This is a genomic window from Micromonospora sp. NPDC047644 (assembly GCF_040704315.1).
Lineage (GTDB): Bacteria > Actinomycetota > Actinomycetes > Mycobacteriales > Micromonosporaceae > Micromonospora.
This window is the reverse complement of sequence record NZ_JBEYSY010000003.1, coordinates 211,432-232,199: the sequence shown is the minus strand read 5'-3', so window position 1 is coordinate 232,199 and position 20,768 is coordinate 211,432. Positions and strand designations below refer to the sequence as shown.

Here is a 20,768-nt window from a genome sequence, read left to right as displayed (position 1 = left end):
TAGAGACCCCGCCACTGACAGGCGGCGGGCTGGCGTACCGAAGATCCGCCGGTGCAGCCGGCGAAGAGAGGACCCCGTCAACATGTGTTCCCTTCCCAGGAACCGAAAGCCACTCGAGTAGAGGACTGGTGCAACAGGACGGCGCGCACCGTGGCCGCCGAAGGTCGATGCGTGCGGGTGCTGTGCTGGAGGCTGGTCACCACCACCACAGCACCTACAGCCGGCTTAGTTGGCTTCCTGGGCTTCGTGTAGGGCCAGGACTTGGGCGTCTGTCATCGCGCCTTGATAGAGGCTGAGGTCGTCGACTGTGCCCTGCAGCGGGTGCCAGTTGCCGTTCCTACCCACCACCAACGGACCGTTTGCCTGCCAGGGTCGCCAGGATGTCCGGAGCGCGGTCGTGGCCTTGCGTTCGCCGTTGACAAAGAGCTTGAGTTGCCGGCGGTCGGCGTCCAGGACACCGACCAGGTGCTGCCAGGTGTCACCGACGTTCGGTGCTGGCGCCGTCGCGAACGTGGCTCCGCTGCCGTCGTCTGGCGTTGCCGCGGTGTCGAGCATTTTGAGCTTCCACACGCCACCGTTGTCATTGCCGTAGTACAGATAGAAGCCGCTGACGGCCGTCCCGTTCTGGATCATCACAGTTTGGTAGTCATCGGTGTGCTCCAGCCGTACCCACACGGACACAGTGAATGACTGGTCGGTCCGCAGCACCGGCGTTGCCTGCCACTGCGCCACCTCACCTATCGGATTGAGCTTGTAGGCCGAGCGCCCGAACTCGGTTGTCAGCGCAGGCGGAGTGTTCGGGTCAGCGTCGTCATCCAACCCAGTGTCGAAGTGCAGGCCAGCGCTGCCGTCCCCACCGCGCCCGGTGCCGATCTCGACGCCCTTGGACAAGGCCAGCCACCGATCCCATGCCGTCGTGGTGTCTTTGGCCTCGCACGAGTTCACGATCGTCGGGTCCCAGCACGCGCCTTCAGGATCGCTCTCGAATCCCCAGCCGCCAACCTGGATCGGCGTCAGCATGCCCGGCTCATCGAACCCGCCCGAGTTGGGGTCCTCCTTGAGGATTCCGGTGAAGTCATGCGGGACGATCGTTCGGTCGAACACCTGAACGTCGGCGATATTGCCGGGCCACCAACTGCCTGCGGTACCCCAGAATGTGCGCCCGACCGTGAAGCGGCCCGTGGCGGCCCACGGCGTGGCCGCACGTGACGTCTCGCCAGCATCCTCGCCATTGACGTAGAGGCGCATCGTCTTTGCCGCAGCGTCGTAAACGCCGGCGATATGCACCCACTTTCCGATGTCCGCGCTGCCCAGCGTCGGGGGGGCGTAGATCGTCGTGCCGCTGCTGTTCTTGTCCACCGAGTTCCGCATATGGAATGACCAGTGGGGTCCCTGGGAGTCGCGGCGGACGCCCAGATAGAACCCCCCTGCCATGGTGCTATCGGTGGTCATCGCCGGGTCTTGGCCCACCACGTTGCGGTCATTGGAAGTATCGATCAACGACGGTCGGACCCACGCCGCCACGGTGAACGACTTGGTGGTGTCCACCACCGGCCCCGACGATGCCGCCTGGCTGCTGGAACCGTTGAACGTCGCGGTCTTCCCGTCGACCATCCGCACGTCATCAGTCCACCCGACGCTGTTGGCAGTCAACGGCGTGCTCGCGCCCACCCCGGATTTGTCCGCCAGCGCCGCCGACTGGTCGATGCCTGGATAGGTTTCCAAGCCCCACTGGGCGATGGCCGGCGACGGGTGGCCCACCGTGAATGAGAACCCGAACTCGTTGCTCTCGTTCAGGGTTCCGTCGATGGCCTTGGCCTTGAACACGTTCCGGCCATACCTCGGAGCGGTCGCGTCCACCTCGACGTACTTCGGACTGGTGCCCTGTGCCGGCTTGGAGAACTCCCCCGCGCTGCCCCAGCCGTAGGTGAACGTCGCCACCGTCGTATCCGACGACTCGATCCGGAACCTGCCCGCCCGCCCAGGGCCAGAAGGTGCCGTCACCATGCTCACCGTCACCGGAGGTCTCGTGTTATCTACCGCAAACCGGCACCACGGCGACCACGCGGACTGGAAGTAGGTGTCGGTGTTCTTCACCCGGTACGCGTAGGTTTTGTCCTTCACTAATCCGGACAACGCGACGCTGGTCGCCACCGTGTTCGGGGTGATTCCCGTCTTGTCGCCGGGTCCCGATTTGCGTGCCGGAGAGGTGTCAGTCACCGTGGCCATGCCACCGGATGGCACCTCGATCCACTCGAAGTGGGCCGTGAGGGAGTCCCACGAGTCGGCGTCCGGGAACGTCGCCCGCAACGTCGGCGTGAACGCGCCGACCATCAGCACACCGCTGTTGCATGCCACGCCCGCGACCTGCAAGCCTGCAGGAGCGCCGGGCTTGCTGTCGTAGTCCACGAACAGCTTGGCGTTTCCCGGGAAGTACTTCTTCCAGCGGCTCTGCGTCGACTCGCCGCTGCCGTTCTTATCTCCGGCGGCACTGAACCCGAGCGTCATCGTTGACCAGCTGTTGCCTGCCACCGCTCGGAGCTGGGTGGTCACCGCCGAACTCTCGAACTGCACCGTCATGTCCGGCTGGATCGCGTCGCATCCACCCGCCTCGTTGGCGTGGCTGCCCGCGGCGGTGAGCATCGTCGACAAACCCATCTTCGACCAGGTTGCCCGCATCGTCTTGTCGATCGCCGGCGACAGGTACATCCAGGTCGGGGTGTCGTCACACGAGTGGGTGTGGTCCACCTTCATCTCGACCCGCGCGTCGGCGATGAATTTTCCCTTCAGTGACACCCCGTTGTCAGCCACGGTCGGGAACTCGAAGTACGACCGGTAGATGGCGCCGGTGTCCGGGTTCAACCCCACCCGGGCCACGCTGTGGTCGCTGTTCGACGACCCGTCGTTGGTGGAGTACGCCCACTTGTTGCGTAGATCTGACCAGCGCCACTGGGGATCGATGTAGATCGGGAAATGGGCGGCCGGGGAGTCCAGTAACGTCGGGTCCGGAGTCAGCAGGAGGTCGCCGCTGCCCGTGATCTGCGCAGCCACCGGGGCTACTTGCGCGGCGTCGCCAGCGGATACGTCGGACGACGGTTCGTCACCGGCCGACTGGCTCCGACCGGTCGCGTTGGCCGGTAACGCCGAGGGCCGCGAGTCCCACATTGCCGCGGGCTCCGCCGAGGCGACCACGACCGCGCCGGCGGTCGCTTTCAAGGCTCCACTTGGGCTGTGACGCACCTGCGCGTCGCCGCCCAGGTCGAGGCGGATCTGACGTACTGCGGGATTGGACGCCGCCGCGGCGGATTTGACGACAAGGACGTGAGTGAAGCCGACGCGTGTGGCCCTCAGCACCAGGTCGACGTCTGGCAGAACGTTCAGGAAGGTAGCTGAGTCTCCGTCGACTGCCGGCTCCGGCAGGCTCCCGCCCGACCACGACATCGTCATCGTCTTGGCCGCGTTTTTCACGATCACGAGCGGGCCGGACCCGCCGTTGCTAAAGGTGACATCGGCAGCGGAGGCCCGTGGCCGCAACAGACCGTCGGTGTCACGAAACAGCTCGAGGTTGATGTCGGTCCACTCGCCGGCCTTGCGGGTCCATTGCGGCACCACAGCCGACTCGAACGTCATACGCCCGTCCGGCTGCGCAACAACCCGCGCGTACTCAGACCGCGATGCATCGACCACCACCGCCTGGTCACAAGCGGCGGCCATCACCGCAGCCGCCGACTCCGTCCGCGCCTCGCCCGCACACGCCGCCACAGCAGGTGCGGCCGCCACCGATAGCACAACCCCGGCAGCGGCAATCACCAAGGCTGCCGGCAAACCCAGACATGCCATCAGTCGGCTAAGCCCAGGCCCCGCGAACTGTCGGGCGCGTCGCCCTACCCGCCCATCGGACCCCGCCCCGACACGTACATGTGCAGCAACCACCGCAAGGCCCCCGTTGATCACGCCCGATGAACGGCCGAACTGTAGGAAGCTTGATGATCAGCTGTAAAGAGCGGTTACAAGTTGCCAGGAGGAAACGGACAGCAGCTTGTCAGTCCGACATCAAGATGACCGAAAGTAGCCAGACGCCGCCAGTAGAGGCACTGCCAGGAGCTGATCAGCCCTTGGCACCTTTCGCCGATGATCGGACGGGGTTTTCGGGGGATAAACGGGGAGTCCACACGAAACCCCGCCAGGTCTGATCGGCCCCGCTAGCCCTGCCAGCGTGCCGTGCCCGCCTCACGGCATGCGTACTTAACGAACCTGTAGCAGCCCTTCTTGGCTAACAAAACCGGCACCGGAGTCCTCCGGCCGCCGGGCCGCTGGGCCGCACACAATGTGTGGCCCAGCTCGTCCTCGGTCGCCAGGAGCCACCAGCCAGCCGTGTAGCGAGCGGCTCCACCTCAACGAACGACCGGACGCGCGCAGGCCCACACCCGGGCCAAGAGCGTCCTCGCGTCACCTTCGGGGAGTGGCAGTCCGGCAGACTTGCGGGCACATCCAACACCCCTACTAGCCGTTGAATGAGCAGGCGCATCTGCTTGCCGTATGCCGCCCGGTCTCCAGCCCCCGATGGTGCCTGGAGGAGCCGGAAGACCGCCGGATAGGGAGCCGAATGGCATATCAAGGCCGCCTCGTAACCCTGGTCGTGACAGGAGTACTGCTCGCCGGATGCGATCGACAGGGCTACTCGGAGCCCGCGGACCCGAGGCCGATCGCGGGCACGACAGGACGGGTGACGCCGTTGGCGCCGGAGTCGCTGATTGGCTCCTGGACGCTCGTCGACGTTGCCGACCCCGGCGCGGGCAAGATCCTGCACCTCGCACACGGAACTCTGCACCTGATGGGCAGCCACTGCGGCACCCTGGGCGGGGCCTGGCAGGCCAACAGCGATGGCACCTTCCTCGCCGACATCTCGACGGCTTCCACGGCCGCCGTCGAAGGCATCCCTGGCTGCGAGCAGGCTAGCCAGGAAACACCGGAGTGGCTACGACGCGTGACGGCCTACCAGTTTGACGGTGCCGGACTACCCGTACTCCTCAACGGGCACAACCACGTTGTCGCCCGGCTGATCCCCGGGGCGACACCGATCCCCGAGCCCGACATGGCCGACTCCGTGCTGGAACCGCCGGTGATTACCGACGAAGCTCGACGAGCCCTGGCACCGGCTGTCGCACTACCGGCGACGCTAGTTTCCGCAGACCAGCGCCAGGTGGTTGGCCGTTGGGTACCCGCACGCGGGCACAAGGCGGCGTACCTGGAGTTCGCGGCAGACGGTGAGTGGCGCGGGTCCGATGGCTGCAACGACGAGAGCGGCCGGTGGATCGCCGCTGCTGGCGGCACCCTGCTCGCCACCGCGAGGCCGATCACGCTAGCGTTCTGCACCGGTAGCGTGCCGATCGGGCAATGGGTCACGACGGCCAGACGAGCCGGTCTTGACGGTAAAGTTCTGGTGCTTCTCGACGCCCGAGGCGACGAGACAGGCCGGCTAACTCGCACGAACTGAAAGCCGTCCTGCAAGCGGCCGCTGCTGTGGGACAGCACAGGATTCCGAACGGTGAACAGAGCCTGCATAAGGGTCACTATGGTGTTCCCCGTGCGGGGTCAGCTGTTCCAGTACTGAGTGACCAGGTCGGTGGCCTTGAGAACACTCCCCATGTTCGGCTCATGGCCTGGACAGATAAGGCGTATATAGAGCAAGGTGACAAGTACCTGCATAGTCCGCGAATCTGGTTCTACCGGATTCAAAAGGCCGATTTTGAGTAGGATCCCGACCGCCGAGGTTCGGCCAGCGTCTGGCGGGGGATGCGGCGCGACTGTCAGTGACGGCCGAGCCGGTCGGCGGCAGTGTCGCGCAGCCGATCCACCTCCCCTGAATCCTTCGAGCTAAAGAACAACGTGCTGGTTGTGGCCTTTCGTTGCCCACACGCCTTGCCTGACACGCCAGTCGGACTGTCTTTGTCAGGGGTGCCGAGTATGCTATGGACGCAAGAGAGCTACAAGACGACTACCCCACGTAACCATCGAGACGAGAGGTAGCGATGTCGAGGTACCCTCAACTGCCAGATTGGGCTGAGCGCCTACACCAAGCGCTCGCGGGAGCGGATGCCTCGGTCAGTAATATCTACGCAGCACTCGGGGAGCCCGAGGACGGTGGCTGGTTGGGCGACGCTTTAGCGGGGCGAGTGCAGCCTCGCCGGTCCCAACTCGCCATGCTGGCGGTCTGCTCCGGTGTGCCCTTAGCCGTCTTGGTTGGAGATACACCAGTTCAGCGAAGCCTTGCCGTAGCCCTCCGTGCAGGGGTTCTAGCCACCGACGACGACATCGACGTAGTCGCACGGCGAGCCGAAAGTTCTTTGCGGGACCTTGAACTGCTGCTCTCATGGTATCCGCAGGAAGGTGCCCGCACGAGCGCTCTTGCAATGGAAGCCCGTCGGGCCGTAGCGCACGACGCTTATCACAAGCGTGCCGCCGCCAGGACAGCTGAGCGCTTACGTGACTACCTAGAGCTGGGCGACGAAGAGCCCGTTGGAGATATCGCCCAGTTCATTGAGTCGTTGGGTGCAGCCGTAATCTTTGATTCGATGCCCAAGACGGTTCAAGGAATTACCCTGCGCGACCCTTCGCAAAGCTCCTGGCGATCCGCCATCATGGTTAACACCAATCACACCTGGTGGGGTCGACAGCGCTTCACAATGGCACATGAACTCTGCCACTTCTTGTACCAGGACGATCGGTCACTGTTCGTGAATCGGAAAGACTACCCGGACGGCCATCTGGAAGAAATCCGAGCAGAAGTTTTCGCGAGACATTTCCTAGCTCCCGACTTCGCAGTCCGACAATTCTGGGCCGAGCACGGGCCAAAAAAGCCGATAGATGGATATGGCGTGCCGCTGGCTAAGTTCATGATGCGCTTCGGGCTAAGCCGCCAAGCTAGTATCAAGACCCTTGTCGAAGCTGCTGGGGTTCCGCGAAGCCACCTTGAGGCTTACACGCAGGTTCGAATATCTCAACTCATGCGGCAGGCGCGGCTTCAGGACGAATGGGAACGCGCATGTTCTGCCCAAGGCGAGCCGTCGGCATCACACTGGGCGCTCTCCATGGCCCTTGATGCCTACCGGGACGGACTTGTCTCCTCAGAAGTGGTGGCGAGAGTGCTTGGACGTTCAGACGACGTCACCGGAGTCAAGCAGGAACTAGAAGCGGCAGGGTACCAGCAGAGCGTGCAATCGCCGGACTTCCGCTAGGCCTCTCCCACCAGGCTGTCGCAGATGCCACACGAGCCTGAATTCCCGCGACACTCCAAGTCCTTCGCCCCCGTCGGTGCCGAATCAACAGGGATACCGCTAACGGCGGCCGCGTAAGCGAAGACATCAAACGCTTCCTCGCTGGTGTAGTGGCCTGCGCACGACAGTTCGGAGAGCACATGTCCGAAATGACGCGCAGGGACACCGTGCTGGGACGCAACGAGGCTCGCACCTCCATCATTGACAAGGAAGACCACTCGCCGCCCCTCGGCAATTCTTAAAACGCATAGGGCGATCGACGCCGCTTCCCCTAGGTGCGCGAACTCATGGTGCTCCCCGTCACCCTTCTTAGGCAGGTTCTGAAGCTTGAGTAGCACCTCGTCGAAGACTTTGCTGTCATACTCTTCCGCATCGACAATGCATCTACCCGCGTCCACTATGGAGGTTTTTGCGACTGCGGCTGCCGTGTGTGCCCTGCCATCGGCCCACCTCCCGGCGCCTGGCGCAGCCATCCGTGCAATTTCCATGGCGACGTTCTCGGCCACGTACAAGCGGCCAGCGTAGTGGCCTGTGAACTTGGGGACGCAATCCCGCTTTCGCCCTGCGCTCAGAAGGATCCCAGTGTCGGCGAAGACGGTCGAGTTCGGCCAGCCGCGCTGCGGCACTCCTGCGCTGAAGGCATGCCGACGGTTTGGCATTGCGCTGGCTGGAGGCACCGACCTAGTGCGATGGGGGATCATATTGGGTGAAATGCGCCGCCCACCAGGTGTCACGAGTCCTCCTCGGAGCCTCAAGAGGCGAGGGAGATGTCTTCAGCCCCTGCGGCTACTTTAGTGGCTACAGCGTGCGCCCATGCGTCCCTGACCCCACACCATCGGCGCACGCTGCAATGCGTACAACCCGGGTTGGGCGTTGGCGTCCATTGGACATCGGCCAACCAGTCTCGACCAAGCCGACGGATCCGTCCGCGCGCCATCTTCATGAGAGCCGCGTCGTCAGTTGAGTACGTGTGAACGACGGCAGCATCGGGCGAAAGTATCTCAAGCTGGACCTCGCCCCTTGCCGCACCGAAGTGCCCAATGAACCCCGTGTCCAATGCCACAAGGTCCCACGCCACGGCGAGGAAGGCGCTGAAAATTTCGTCCTTATCGGCTTCGGGCTGTGCCTGCACCGTCTTGATTTCCCGCATAATAAGAGTGTCACCGCGAAGCCAGAAGGCATCGGCCTTTGTTGCGATTACCGCGTCTGCCTGGGCGTCGAACGCGTAGAGCGTCCGCTCAGCCGTCAACGATCTAATCGATTCATCATGTAACGGGCAGCAGTCAAGATGCGAGCGCAGAAACGGATACGCCAACTCGTAGTCGCCAGGATCTACTGCTGCCTCTCCTACGCTTCCCAGACGGTCGATATCCGCTGGGTCTGGTAACTCATCAGCAGAGCACGCCTTGGCTCGCCCGTGCGCTTGTGCGAGCCATTGGTGCGTGGCCAATCCGCGGAGAAGAGGTTCGCTGCCCTCCTCCACTCTCGGTAGGTGAATTTCGCGCTCCATGTACCAGCGCGATGGACATGCCTCGTAGAGAACAAGGTCGGATGCCGAGACAGATCTCGTCCACGGACCAGGGCTGTTAGCTTGGAGAAAGCCGTTAAGCGGGATCAGGGAGTCGCAGCCGCCGAGGTACTCGCAGCTGCCGCAGGCGCGTCCGGGAACACGTTCCTCGCCTTTAGTGGCTGCGAGGACGAAATCTCGGCCGCCTGATTGGTATAGCTCCTCCACTCGATCGGGGGATTCCCCTGAAATAAGGTGAAATTCAATCCCATCGTTCAGCCCGATTTCGGTTACCCAGATCCGCTGCGGCTCGGTGCCGGTCTGATACTTCGCCGCCAAGTGGGCTGCGACATACGCCCAGGGTGTCAGCTTACTGTTTGCCGTCGCGACTCGTATGCGGCGTATCTCTCGGCAGCCCGTGTCTGTCTCGTACAACAGGGACCAAGCAAACAGGGACGCCCTCGGCCCCTTCTGAATGTCGGGCCATCCGTCCAAGAATCGGAGTGCGCCGATCTCCTCTTCGCGAGCCTCATGGTACTCGAAGAATTGCGTAAGTGCGTGATCAAAGAACTGGCGGACGCCCTCATGCTGAGACTCAAAGCGGCGTGCCTGTCGCCGAACTGCCTCCCATAGGTCGTAACCGTGATTGACCCGCCGCCCGACGTCCTGGATAGCGTCGGCCAAAACACCGAGGACGAAGGGGCCGCGGCGCCGGACCCACTCCCCCGTGTCAGGGCTGGTTTGGGGACGCACTTTAAGCGCCAGCGCCAACGGACACGATTGGGCACTCGCGGCAGCTTCCGCATCAGTTGCACTGACTCGGTAGACCGGCTCGTCCCGCCTGAGCGGGATTCCGGGTTTCCAGACCAAAGGCGATCCTGACTCGTTCGGCACTTGACGGCCCCCATTACTAGGCCAGCGCTCCCATGATCTATTCAGGCAGTGCTCTGAGGTGCATTGTAGAGGCATAGATTCCGGCCCGGAAGCGAGTGTGTCCTTCTAGAACGGATGTTCGATGCTGTCATCTGGCAGAGCTAGCTCAATCCGGGCTCCCACCGGACCAACTCATGCCATCCCATCTGCCGCCGACCCATACACCGTGGAGCGGACCAGAGTCAGGGTGACAAGGTGGAGCGGGCTACCGGACGACCTTGTCGCCCTGACCCTGGCCTGCTCGGCTCGCCTGGGTCGGTGGCTGACGGGAAGGCATCCCACCTCAGCCGACCACCGACCGGAACCGTTCGGCAACTCCATCTCGGAGTCGTCTATGCCCAGCGTGGCGGGTCACCGTGTCTGACCTGGCCGTACGCCTGCGTCGAGGCGTCGATGCATAAGAGCCACTATTCTGTTACCTCTCCAAGGGAGTTGCGACTGAGCAAACCGATGGTCCCGCTCAAGCATCGTGCCGCCAGAGGGACGTCTCACGAGAGCGCTCAAGCAGGCGACGAGGGCGGAGGCGGCCGAATGGGTTGCAGTTTATTCCACGACCGGACTGGTAGAAGTGCGTATTCAATCGGTGCGCGCGCTCTTGCGCTCAGCCCGGCTGGTCACGGTAGGTAAGCCGCCCAGGCGGCTCTCGCTGCGGCTGAACATCGACCACAGGCCGTCGCTGGGCAGGTAGCGCGCGGATGTCGTCGCACCGGCCTGCCACATTGGAGCGCATGACAACTGCCCATCAGGATGCCGACGTCGTGGTCCGGATCGAGCCGTGGGCGGGCACCGGGTACGCGAAGATCCGCGTCTCTCCTGGGTACCGTGAGCAGTTGCAGGGCCTGCTCACCGAGGCCGACGTCGACAACAGCATGGGGATCGAGTTCTCTGCCGGCAGCGCCGCGATGGAACTAATTTCCGTCGCGGTGAGCACCCCGGAGGTCTGGGCGGCGGTGGGCGGGGCCGTGGGGGCGTTCATCGGTCGACACGTGGGTAGGCGGGTCCGGGTGGAGGTCAGCGACCGCATGGTCGTTGACCTGCACGGGTACACCAGGAAGGACGCCGAGTCCCTGATGCTCACCATCGCCCAACTGCATGACCGTCGCGAGGCCGAGTGGCAGCAGCTGCTGCGCCGCAACTCCGAGGCCACCACCCCCGACCAGCTTTCGGACGCGTGACGACGGGAGCCCCGGACCACTTACAGGTGGTCCGGGGCTCCCGCAAGACGTGCGGGGTGACGAACCCTGCGAGCCCGGCGGCGGCATCGCGATCTCGTCGGCGGCGCCTAGCGAGAGCCGGCTACTGGCCCGCAGCCGTCGACTGGCGGGAGAGCGCGTATCAAATGCGGCGAGTTCGTTTGCGGGGCGGCGCATTGATTACCGGTGAGAACATACCCACCGATGAGTGACTACGGCGTCACTGCCGAGACCAGGTGACTCCGAAGACTTTGAATGATGGCGATAGCCTCTTCTTCCTCGATGTCGTCAGCCCATAGCAGCCGCCAGGCTGAACCCTCCGCGAGCACTTCACCGAGCGCCTCCACGGCCAAGTCTCGAATTGATGAATCGACTGCCATGACCTCTCTGTCGAACAGGAGGCGTGGAGTGTATGCCGAGTTCGAGACCGGCACGCCGCTGAGCAATTGGAGCGCCGTGGCGGCCGCCGCTACGGCTCGAGCGGCTTCCCCCGCCGTAAGGGCCCGCCCGGCCGCCGCCACCTCCAGGGTGTCGCGCAGAAGTTCGACGCGTTGGTCGAGCGGGGCGGCCTCTAGGGCGTCGCACCACTCGACCGCGTCGTCGTTGTCGAACGGGCCGAACTGCCAGGTTGCCATCACCCTCCTCACGTTGGCGATACCCAACCACACCCCAGGTCGCGCGGATGTCGCGGCTCGGTCGGAGTCACGCGCCACCGAGTCAAGGCACCCGCGACGCGCGGTATGGCTTTCAAGATCTACAACTCCGCGGTATGCTTCCCCCATGTCTGAGCCGCCCGGAGAGCAGGTCAGGGACCGCACGTCGGTGGAACTCTTCGCGGGCGGCGGCGGCTTGGCGATGGCTGTTCACCACGCAGGCTTTCGCCCTCTCCTAGTCAACGAACTAATGAAGTATGCGTGCGACACGCTTGAGGCCAACGCCGCTATCGACCGCGGCGAGACCGAGCATGTGCCCACCCCCGGCGACAGGTGGCCCTTGGTTCGGGGCGACGTCAGCAGGGTCAAGTTCGACTACCTATGGGATCGGGTAGATCTCCTCGCCGGGGGGCCCCCGTGCCAGCCATTCAGCCTGGGCGGCGTCGCGAGGGGCGACGAGGACAAGCGGAACATGTTCCCGCAGATGTTTCGCGCCACCCGCAAGATCCAACCCAAGGCCGTCATGTGCGAGAACGTACGAGGCCTCCTGCGCCCCTCCTTCCGACCGTACTTCGAGTACATCGAGCGCGAGTTGCAGCTCCCGTTCGAAGAGCGTGGCAACGACTCGACGTGGCGCGACCATGACGAGGTACTCAAGGAACGTCTGGCCGAGGAACCGCCCGACCCCAAGCGGCGGTACGACGTCGTCACCACCACGGTCAACGCCGCCGATTACGGCGTTCCGCAGATCCGCAACAGGATCATCATCGTGGCGTTTCGATCGGACCTGGGGGTCGACATCGAACGCTTCAAGCGGTCGGTGCGTCCGCGGTTCTCGGAGGCCGCGCTGATTCGATCGATGCTCGACGGCACCTACTGGCAAAGGCATCCCCAGGTGCCCGAACATGTACGCGAGCGCGTGATGTCACGACTACCAACCACCCCTCCCGAGGATGACGGCAGACTGCCGTGGCGAACCCTGCGGGATGCCCTTCAAGGACTTGACGGGCAGCCCTCCCTTCCGCCCGTGCCGTGGGACCACCTCGATCGGCGAGAGCACAATCTCGGTGGGTTCACCGACCACATTGGCTGGCCAGACGCGCGCATCTACGCGGGGCACACACCCAACGAGCTGGACCGACCTGCCAAGACAGTCAAGGCAGGGGTGCATGGTGTCCCTGGCGGCGAATCCGTGATCTTGACCGACGACCTGTGGCCTGAACCGGCCGGCGACAATCCATACCCCTGCCGGCATCGATACATGACCGTACGGGAGACGGCACGCGTCATGACCTTCCCGGACAATTGGGTGCTCGCTGGTCCCCGGGGCGAGAAGATGCGCCAGCTCGGCAACGCTGTACCCGTCCTCCTCGGCGAGTTCTTCGCCAAAGCCATTGCCACAGCCCTCGACGAGGCCGAGAGCCAACGGTGACCACCACTGCCGCCAGATCCGAGAGTCCCTGGGCGGATAAGCCCCCAGACTCGAGAGCATGGAGGGGCCGGCGTGGCCGCAGCCGGAAGGCGGCATCCCTCGAGCAGGACCGCGCCGCCGGCGGCCCCGACCGGCGGTGGGTCGACCTCGGCGATGGACGTCGAGCCCGCGCCTCCGTGGACCTCAAACTGCTCCCTCGAACTCGCCGTATTCGGGCCTATTTGCGATGGTCTGACAGAGGCCGCTCACCCGCTCGATACCTCGGCGAGGTCGAACACGCCACCCGGGCCGCCAACCTGGCCGAGGGATGGCGGTTGGCCTGGGACCGAGGGCTCCTCATCCCACTAGACACCGCTTCATCGTCCTGGGCGAAGAGCCCGGCCGTGCGGACGGTCATGCAGGCGAACAAGGCTCGTGACACTGGCCCAGAGCGACGAATACGCTCGCTTCTGCACAAGATGGGCTTGCGGTATCGAGTCAACGCAAGACCACTGACTGGCCTGCGTCGGACCGCTGACGTCGTCTTTCCTGCGGCCCGCGTCGCGGTGTTCATTGATGGTTGTTACTGGCATGGCTGTACCGAGCATTACCGCCCCGCTCGCGCCAACGACCGCTTCTGGAGTGACAAGATCTCTGGGAACCGCGCCCGTGACGCGGAGACCAACGGAGTGCTCACCGAAGCCGGCTGGACCGTGATCAGGATTTGGGAGCACGAGGATCCGCACGAGGCTGTCAACCGCGTCGCGGCCGCCGTTCGGGGGGCGGCCAGTCGACGAGTTCATTTGGAACGGTCCGCTCCGTCGTCTTGATCTCGCGCCTGGCGCGAGTGGTTCGCCAGCTCGCGGGCAGATACTGGCGACGGAAAGCCAGCGGGTTCCGCCCGCGCGCGCGGACGGAGTTCACTGGGCGCCATCGGTGGCGTGCCTCCGTAGACATGGAGGTGGTGCCAGTTCAGATACCTTGCCCGCGAAGACGGCGCGGTCGTAGGCAGTAGAAGGGACTCCGCCAGTGGCGGTCGGCCAAATGCGGCTCGAGTCGCCGCGTCCACATGCACGGCGTGCGCGAGTGACGGATTCAGATGGATACGCAGGCCGCCGTTGACAGTCATGAGCCCGGTGTCGAACGCGACGTCATGCGTGGGGCAGGCGGTGAGGCCGTTACGTGCGTCCAGGCGCTCGGCAGGGGTACTCACTCGCCATGGCTTGATGTGGCTGGCGACCAGCATTCGAGCGGCTCTGTCGCCTGCCATCTTCAGCGACAGGCCGCAGAAGACACAGCGATGGTCATGGTTGCGTAGCACTTCGTTGGCGAATCGGTGCTGACCAACACGTACGGCGGCGACGAGGAGGCGCTCCGTCGTCTGTTCGTCGAGATCGGCGCGCGACTTCAGCCAGTCAATCGAGGTAGGTTGTACCGCGCTTTCAACCTCTGCTGTCTCTAGTTCGTCCTGACCGCTGAGTCGCAGGTCAACGTCGTCGTCGGCGAGGCTGAGGAAGTCCGGTAGGTTCTTTGAGTCGATGCCAACGTCTCGCGCGGCGGCGAGTATGACCCGATAGGTGACCCCGAGGCGCCCGGGTACCCCGAGGAGATGAGCGGCCACCTCGATCTCGTGTTTGGCACCATTGCGTCGACTGCCGTCAAGGTTCGCCATCTTGGCCAAGACGCTGCTGTTCGGACGCTGGAACAGGCGCCCGAGCGTGGGGACAGGCTCCTCAGCCAAGTGGGCTGTGGAGCCACCGTACTTCCTGTGATTGACCAGGAAACTCGCGGCGAGACACGTCAGCGCCTCGACGGGAAGGAAGTTGACCTGCCGGCCCGCTGTGACCCGGGTACGCGCCAGGATGGCCTGCCACTGCGTCCGCGCGGCGGCGGGACCAATGTCGACGTAATCGATGAAGTTGGGCATTTCAAGATGTCTCTACTAATTGCCGTTACGCGTCGAGCTCGAAGAGTGATGCGGTATCGCCAGTTCCCGAGTCCGCTGCCTCCGCGTCCACGGTGCCCGCAGCGAACTGGCGGGGGCCCGGGGTGAAGGGCGCATTGCCGTCCGACTCCTGTCGCCACCAGCCGAGAGCGCTGTCATACCGTCGACGCTCTTGATAGAGGATGAGGTAGCCAGGCAGGGCGGTCATTTGCCATCCCGCGGGTAGGGCGGCGACCAGATGCTGGGCAAGGTCCTTGGCGGTCAACGGCCCTGCGGGGACGACCATCGACAGGTCCCGGAAGGTATTCCTGGCGGAAGCGCTACTTTCGAAGCGGAGAAGGTACGGGAGCTGGGCCTTCGCGGCCTCTAGCACGACCGCGACCGGCTGCTCGCCCCGCCGCAGCTGGCACTGGTACTCGAGGTCGATCGGATAGGTGGCGTCGAAGTGCGCCGCCTTGACCACGCTCGTGTCGCGATTGCGCCCCGGGTCCTTGTTGCCGAACCCGTTGGTGTTCCAGGGGATGCTGTCGTGTTTCCGATACTTCTTGATGAGCAGCTTTTCCGGTGCCGCCGCGTCCAGATCCTCGTCAACGTAGACACAGACGAACTCAACGGCTGCGGAGTCCAGCCCTGTTCTGCCGGACAACTTGCGCAGGTGTTGGGTCAGCCGGTCCTGCAGTGACCTGGCGGCCTTCCCGACATAGACGCGTTCCCCCTTGAAGAACAGTGCGTACACGCCGGGGCGCCCCAGGACTGCGGAGAGCGCGACAGCTGTCAAGGGGGCGGGTTTGAGAGGCCGCAGGGTGGTCTCTAACTGATCGGCGAGCGCGCGAGTGATGCTGAGGCGAAATTCAGCCGCCCACTCTTCTGACAACGTCGCCTCCGAGAGTTCTCTGATCCGGGTTTCGCAGTCTGACATGTCCCGGCCGGCGTGCCAACCAGTCAGAGAGACCTTCGCTTTGTCCGCCAGCACCGTCAGTACTAGTTGGCGTTGAGGCAGCGAGCTGTAACCGGTCGAGCCGTGACAAGACAGCTTCCGGGGGGGTAATCGCCGTCGCGGGTCAGGACCCGGCCACGCGCGCATCATTGCCGCCGTCTCATTCAGGCCGACCGCTCCTGCGGTCGGTTCTGTGGACAGACCACCGATGGCATCTGCGGCACGTTCGCTTTCCAACATGGTCGGGAAACCCGGCTGCCCGCGTGCGAGCAGACCTCACGTTTTCCGGGCAAGGCCAGATCATCCGAACGGATGATTTTGAGAGTCAGCAGATCAGCCTGTGAAGGCCCGTGCATGCGAACAGAAGGCACCGAGTGGCCGGGGCCCTTCGGCCACGACTGCCGTCGGAGCAGGGCATACGCCTTGCGAAGCGGACCATGCCTATACCTGGGCTACGACAGGAACTTATCTGAGGGAGAGGCGGCCGTCAACGCTTCGGGCGTAACGCGCTTTTACGGCGAACCATAACGAGTGACATTGACACACTCGAAATGGACTCCCGCCGATCCCTTGCGGGACGAGTGGAAGTCCTCCATGTTCTTCAGGGCAGGCGAAAGCGGGATGGGGCCCGCGAGGGCCTTATCAACCCAATTGGCTTCAGGCCGTGGGTTACCGGGGGTGGAAGCGTGAGATGGAGGAGACGTTCGGGTGAGCGAGGGTGATGACTTCGCGCGCTGCGTGGCCGTATTGGCCGACGACGCGGAGCGGGCGGGGAAGCTGGAATGGTCTGACGTGGTGCGCGTCGTCACGGTACGCGGCCTGGGTGACGGGTTGGCGGAGGTCGTCTTGGCCCTGCGCGACCTCGGGGTCGAGGTCGACGCGCCGGTTGGCATCGCGCCTGACAGCGGGCGGTCGGCTGGAGGCGATGCCGCCACCTTGCCAGCGTCGATGCGGACCCACGCCATTCTTCGGGCGGAGGACGAGGTTAACCTCGGCAGGCGCGTTCAACTCGGGCTCAAGGCCGCTGAGACTGCGGCCAGCCTGGGGGTCGATCCGGACCCGCTGGCGCGGGCTCTGATCGAGGACGGCCGACAGGCCCGCGACGCTCTCATCCTCGCGAACGTTCGCCTTGTTATCAGCATGGTGCGCAGGTACACCCACCGGTCGGGCGACCTGGACTTCGACGATCTGGTGCAGGAAGGTGTGAAGGGTCTTCATCGAGCCGCTGAGAAGTTCGACCCCGAGAAGGGTTTCAAGTTCTCCACGTACGCGTCGTGGTGGATTCGGCAGTCGGTGGAGCGGGCGGTCGCCGACACCGGAACTCTCGTCAGGCTCCCTGTCCACGTGTGGGAGCAGGTGCGCAAGGTCGAGACCTACGCGCGCTCCTTCGAGGTGCGAAATGGCCGCCCTGCTCGGCTCTCGGAGATCGCCGATGGCGTACAGGAAGACCCGGCACGAGTGCAGGCGCTCCTGGATTGGTCTTCCCCCGTCGTTCATCTCGACGCCTCCGTGGCGGCCGGTGATGGCGACGCGACTCTCGGCGATTTTGTGCTGGTGGCTACCGAGCCTGGCCCCGAGGAGGCTGTCGTCACGTCGGACATCGCGGTGGGGCTGCGCCAACGGTTGACCGAGGTTCTCGATCCTCGGTCGCTGCGCATTGTGGAGGCCCGGTTCGGCTTCGGGGATCAGGACGAGGCGACCCTCGAGTCCATCGGGACCGACCATGGCATCAGTCGAGAACGAGTGCGCCAGCTCGAAGCCAAGATCTTTAAGGTCCTTCGCGAGGATCGAGATGTTCGCGCGTTGGCGGAACTGGTGTTGGGGAGAGCGGCATGAGAGAACACGAAGCCCACACTCGTTTCGTGCGGTGGCTCGACGAGCGGGTCACCGCGGAGGGCCGCGGCGACCACACGGAGACGCTTGACGTTGACCCGGCGGGGGTCTTCTGGCTGGGACGGCTCGCGCCGGAGAACGCCGCCATCGCCCGTCCCGGCCGCGAACGACGAATGGATCCCTGCGCTATCGGCATCCGGCTGCGGCCTGCCGCACCTGGTCCCTGGGCATTCACCGTCCGGGTCACCGCCTGCGGCTGGTACCAGATCGCCAACGGCGAAGGTAAGAAGTCCTCGAACAAGTGGGCAAAGACCGAGGTGATCGAGGTTGACGTTCCGATCACTATGACTCTAGGCCTTCCAGAGATGATCTTCGGCGCGGATGAGATCAACGCTCGCCTACGCGCAGTGGGTATCGCTGCGTCCGCGGAGATCCGGGTCAATGACGAGTCGTGGCGAGACGCCACCCCCGAACTCACCGTGGAGTTCGTGAACACGACAGAGGAGAGCAAGGGGCTGCCTCGCGGAGAGCGGTACCTGTTCCAGACGCAGATGACGATCTTCGACGTGCCGACGGTGCCCTACACCCTGGAGAGCCTGCCGGACAGCTTCCGCTACGACCGGAGCCTCACCGCGATCGGCATCAACTGCGGCGTCGAGTCCCGCTCCGACGGTGATGCCCTCACCACCGCCGACACCATCGTCGTCGAACGGAAACGCCCCGAGTACACGTTCGGCGGCACCGCGCCCGACCAACTCGACCTTGGCTTCGACATACTTGCCACGGACCCGATCCCGCAGCTCACCGCGCTGACACTCGCCTACGAGGAGTGGGGAAGAGAGCACTGGTCCGATGACACGCTTACCCGCCGCGCGAGCACCGACGGTTGGAGCGCGGAGATGCTCGCTGAAGCCCGCGAGGCCGCCGGCCATCACCGCGCCGAGGTCGAACGGGTGCGCCGCGGCGTGGCGATCCTCGGGGAGAACGACGTCCTGAGGCGAGCGTTCCAGCTCATGAACGAGGCGATGTCCAGATCGGTCCGTGGCCGCTACCACGGCTGGCGGCCATTCCAGATCGGCTTCATCCTTTCGGTCCTACCCAGCCTCACCGACGACCCTAGCCAGTGGGACATGGTGGAGATCGTCTGGTTCGCCACAGGGGGCGGCAAGACCGAGACGTATCTCGGCCTGCTCATCCTCGCCGCGTTCTTCGACCGGCTTCGCGGCAAACGTTCCGGCATCACCGCCTGGAGCCGGTTCCCTCTTCGGATGCTCTCTCTGCAGCAGACACAGCGGTTCGCCGACGCGCTCGGCGCCGCGGAAGTCGTGCGGCAGGACCATGGCATCAAGGGGCACCCGATCTCGTTGGGATACTTCATTGGCGCGTCGTCCACGCCCAACGACATCCCGAAGCAGCCCACTGAATACAACTCGATCGACGTTGAAGACGACGCCATGCCCCAGCGGTACAAGGTGCTCAGCAGGTGCTCCTTCTGCGCCGAGCAAACCGTTGAGGTGCGATTCAACCGACGCGTGTGGCGCCTGGAACACTTCTGCGCGAACCCCTCGTGTCGCACCAAGGGTGAACCGCTGCCCATCTATGTCGTCGACGCCGAGATCTACCGGTTCCTACCCACCGTCGTCATTGGCACCCTCGACAAAGCGTCGGTCGTCGGCATGCAAGCGAGCATGCGCGGCTTCGTTCACGGACCAACGGCTTGGTGCACCCGCGACGGGCACGGCTTCACCTACGCCAAACGTGGCTCCCGCAAGGGCGGCTGCCTCGTCCCCGACTGCGACGCTGTCACCACCCCGATCAGCGAAGAGCAACGAGCCCGGTTCGCCCCTAGCTTTCGGCTGCAAGACGAGCTTCACCTACTCCGGGATTCACTCGGAGCGGTCGACTCACACTACGAGGCCATCCTCGACGGCCTTCAGCGCGAACTCACCGGAAGGTCGCCGAAGATCATCGCGTCGTCGGCGACCCTTGAGGGCTACGAACGGCAGGTGGACGTGCTGTACTCCCGCCCGGGCCGAGTGTTTCCACAACCCGGACCTCAGGTGGGACAGAGCTTCTGGAGCCGCGAGACCGACCAACTCCTGCGCCGTTTCGTCGCTGTGTGGCCCCGCGGCGTCACCCTGGAATGGGTATCCGACCGCACCACGACGATCCTGCAGGACAGCGTCCGAAGGCTGATCAGCGCCCGAGACGCCACGTGCGCCGAGATCGGCATCGATCCCGCCGTCGCCGACGAACTGCTCAACCTTTACGGCACCGACGTGATCTACGGCAACACTGTTCGTGACGTCGAAGCCGCCCGACGTTCGATGGGCACCCAGGTACCCATCGACCCGCTCCGGGTGGAGTCGCTGACCGGCCAAACGAACTTCGCCGACGTTCGCGACGTGCTCGACGACCTCCTCAGCCCCGAGGATGAGTTCGCCGAGCGCATCCACGTCGTCACCGCCTCATCGATGCTCTCCCACGGCGTCGACGTTGATCGCCTCAACGTCATGACCGTACTCGGCGTACCTCTCACCACTGCGGAGTTCATCCAAGCCACCGCTCGAGTGGGTCGTACCTATCCCGGTCTCGTATACGTGATTCACAAGGTGGGACGGGAGCGCGACTCCACCGTCTACAGCCATTTCCGAGCCTTCGTCGAACAAGGCGACAGGTTCGTCGAACCCATCCCGGTCACCCGCTCCAGCCGTCGAGTACTCGAACTCACCACACCCGCCGCGGTTGAGGCCCGACGCCTGTTCGTGCATGAACCGAAGTCTCCGCGGCAGCGCCTCACCACCGTTGACCTTCTTCGCGACTACGTGAACCTCACCGGGCTGTCGCCGGCGGCCGAGGTCGACGCTGTGGCGGCCACTCTTGGCGTACGAAACACCGAGCACCTCCTGCGGGAGGACCTCGAGGTTGACCTGCTCGAGGGCTACTTCGTGCGTCTTCAGGAGTACGGAACCGGTGCGCGCTGGCCCACCGATCTGTTTGGCCCGGACCGCAAACCCATGCTGTCGCTGCGCGACGTAGAAGCCCGCATCCCGATCAGTGACGACTAGGCCAAGGACCC

Annotated in this window: 13 protein-coding genes; 7 read left to right on the top strand and 6 right to left on the bottom strand. The window is 64.4% G+C overall.

The window, feature by feature from the left end; all coding sequences use genetic code 11:
- Positions 1-225: 225 nt before the first annotated feature.
- On the bottom strand, positions 226-3,780 hold the full coding sequence (locus tag AB0877_RS07105) for a LamG domain-containing protein (protein ID WP_366607426.1): 3,555 nt from the start codon (positions 3,778-3,780) through the stop codon (positions 226-228).
- A 946-nt stretch (positions 3,781-4,726) separates the two neighbouring features.
- Here AB0877_RS07105 and AB0877_RS07100 point away from each other — a divergent pair.
- The gene (locus AB0877_RS07100; RefSeq protein ID WP_366607424.1) at positions 4,727-5,497 is read left to right on the top strand and encodes an META domain-containing protein; all 771 of its coding nucleotides are present in this window, start codon (positions 4,727-4,729) and stop codon (positions 5,495-5,497) included.
- Between the two features lie 706 nt (positions 5,498-6,203).
- A complete protein-coding gene (locus AB0877_RS07095; RefSeq protein WP_366607422.1) occupies positions 6,204-7,238 on the top strand; it encodes an ImmA/IrrE family metallo-endopeptidase in 1,035 nt (344 codons plus the stop codon).
- Here the strand turns inward: AB0877_RS07095 and AB0877_RS07090 are convergent.
- Complete coding sequence (locus AB0877_RS07090) at positions 7,235-7,789, bottom strand: hypothetical protein (protein ID WP_366607420.1); 555 nt, start codon at positions 7,787-7,789, stop codon at positions 7,235-7,237. The genes AB0877_RS07095 and AB0877_RS07090 overlap by 4 nt on opposite strands.
- A 239-nt stretch (positions 7,790-8,028) precedes the next feature.
- A complete protein-coding gene (locus tag AB0877_RS07085; protein ID WP_366607418.1) occupies positions 8,029-9,123 on the bottom strand; it encodes a PD-(D/E)XK nuclease family protein in 1,095 nt (364 codons plus the stop codon).
- Positions 9,124-10,445: 1,322 nt separating this feature from the next.
- On the opposite strand from AB0877_RS07085, the gene AB0877_RS07080 reads away from it, so the two are divergent.
- The gene (locus tag AB0877_RS07080; RefSeq protein ID WP_366607417.1) at positions 10,446-10,892 is read left to right on the top strand and encodes a hypothetical protein; all 447 of its coding nucleotides are present in this window, start codon (positions 10,446-10,448) and stop codon (positions 10,890-10,892) included.
- A gap of 230 nt (positions 10,893-11,122) precedes the next feature.
- Here AB0877_RS07080 and AB0877_RS07075 read toward each other — a convergent pair whose 3' ends face one another.
- Positions 11,123-11,545 carry a DUF4259 domain-containing protein gene (locus AB0877_RS07075; RefSeq protein ID WP_366607416.1) on the bottom strand — a complete coding sequence of 141 codons (423 nt, stop codon included), beginning with the start codon at positions 11,543-11,545 and terminating at the stop codon, positions 11,123-11,125.
- A 145-nt stretch (positions 11,546-11,690) separates the two neighbouring features.
- Between AB0877_RS07075 and AB0877_RS07070 the strand changes: the two genes are divergently transcribed.
- Together AB0877_RS07070 and AB0877_RS07065 are read left to right on the top strand one after the other, a co-directional pair.
- On the top strand, positions 11,691-12,995 hold the full coding sequence (locus AB0877_RS07070; protein ID WP_366607415.1) for a DNA cytosine methyltransferase: 1,305 nt from the start codon (positions 11,691-11,693) through the stop codon (positions 12,993-12,995).
- Between the two features lie 395 nt (positions 12,996-13,390).
- Complete coding sequence (locus AB0877_RS07065) at positions 13,391-13,804, top strand: very short patch repair endonuclease (protein ID WP_366607686.1); 414 nt, start codon at positions 13,391-13,393, stop codon at positions 13,802-13,804.
- Here the strand turns inward: AB0877_RS07065 and AB0877_RS07060 are convergent.
- On the bottom strand, positions 13,774-14,901 hold the full coding sequence (locus tag AB0877_RS07060) for an HNH endonuclease (protein ID WP_366607414.1): 1,128 nt from the start codon (positions 14,899-14,901) through the stop codon (positions 13,774-13,776). The genes AB0877_RS07065 and AB0877_RS07060 overlap by 31 nt on opposite strands.
- Before the next feature lie 25 nt (positions 14,902-14,926).
- Entirely contained in the window at positions 14,927-16,096 is a 1,170-nt protein-coding gene (locus AB0877_RS07055; RefSeq protein WP_366607413.1) for a GIY-YIG nuclease family protein, read from the bottom strand.
- 468 nt (positions 16,097-16,564) lie between these two features.
- Here AB0877_RS07055 and AB0877_RS07050 point away from each other — a divergent pair, with 468 nt between their 5' ends.
- Positions 16,565-17,692, top strand: a complete 1,128-nt coding sequence (locus AB0877_RS07050; protein WP_366607411.1) for a sigma-70 family RNA polymerase sigma factor — start codon at positions 16,565-16,567, stop codon at positions 17,690-17,692.
- Positions 17,689-20,757 carry a DEAD/DEAH box helicase family protein gene (locus tag AB0877_RS07045; protein WP_366607409.1) on the top strand — a complete coding sequence of 1,023 codons (3,069 nt, stop codon included), beginning with the start codon at positions 17,689-17,691 and terminating at the stop codon, positions 20,755-20,757. The genes AB0877_RS07050 and AB0877_RS07045 overlap by 4 nt, the downstream gene beginning before the upstream one ends.
- The last annotated feature ends 11 nt before the right edge of the window (positions 20,758-20,768 follow it).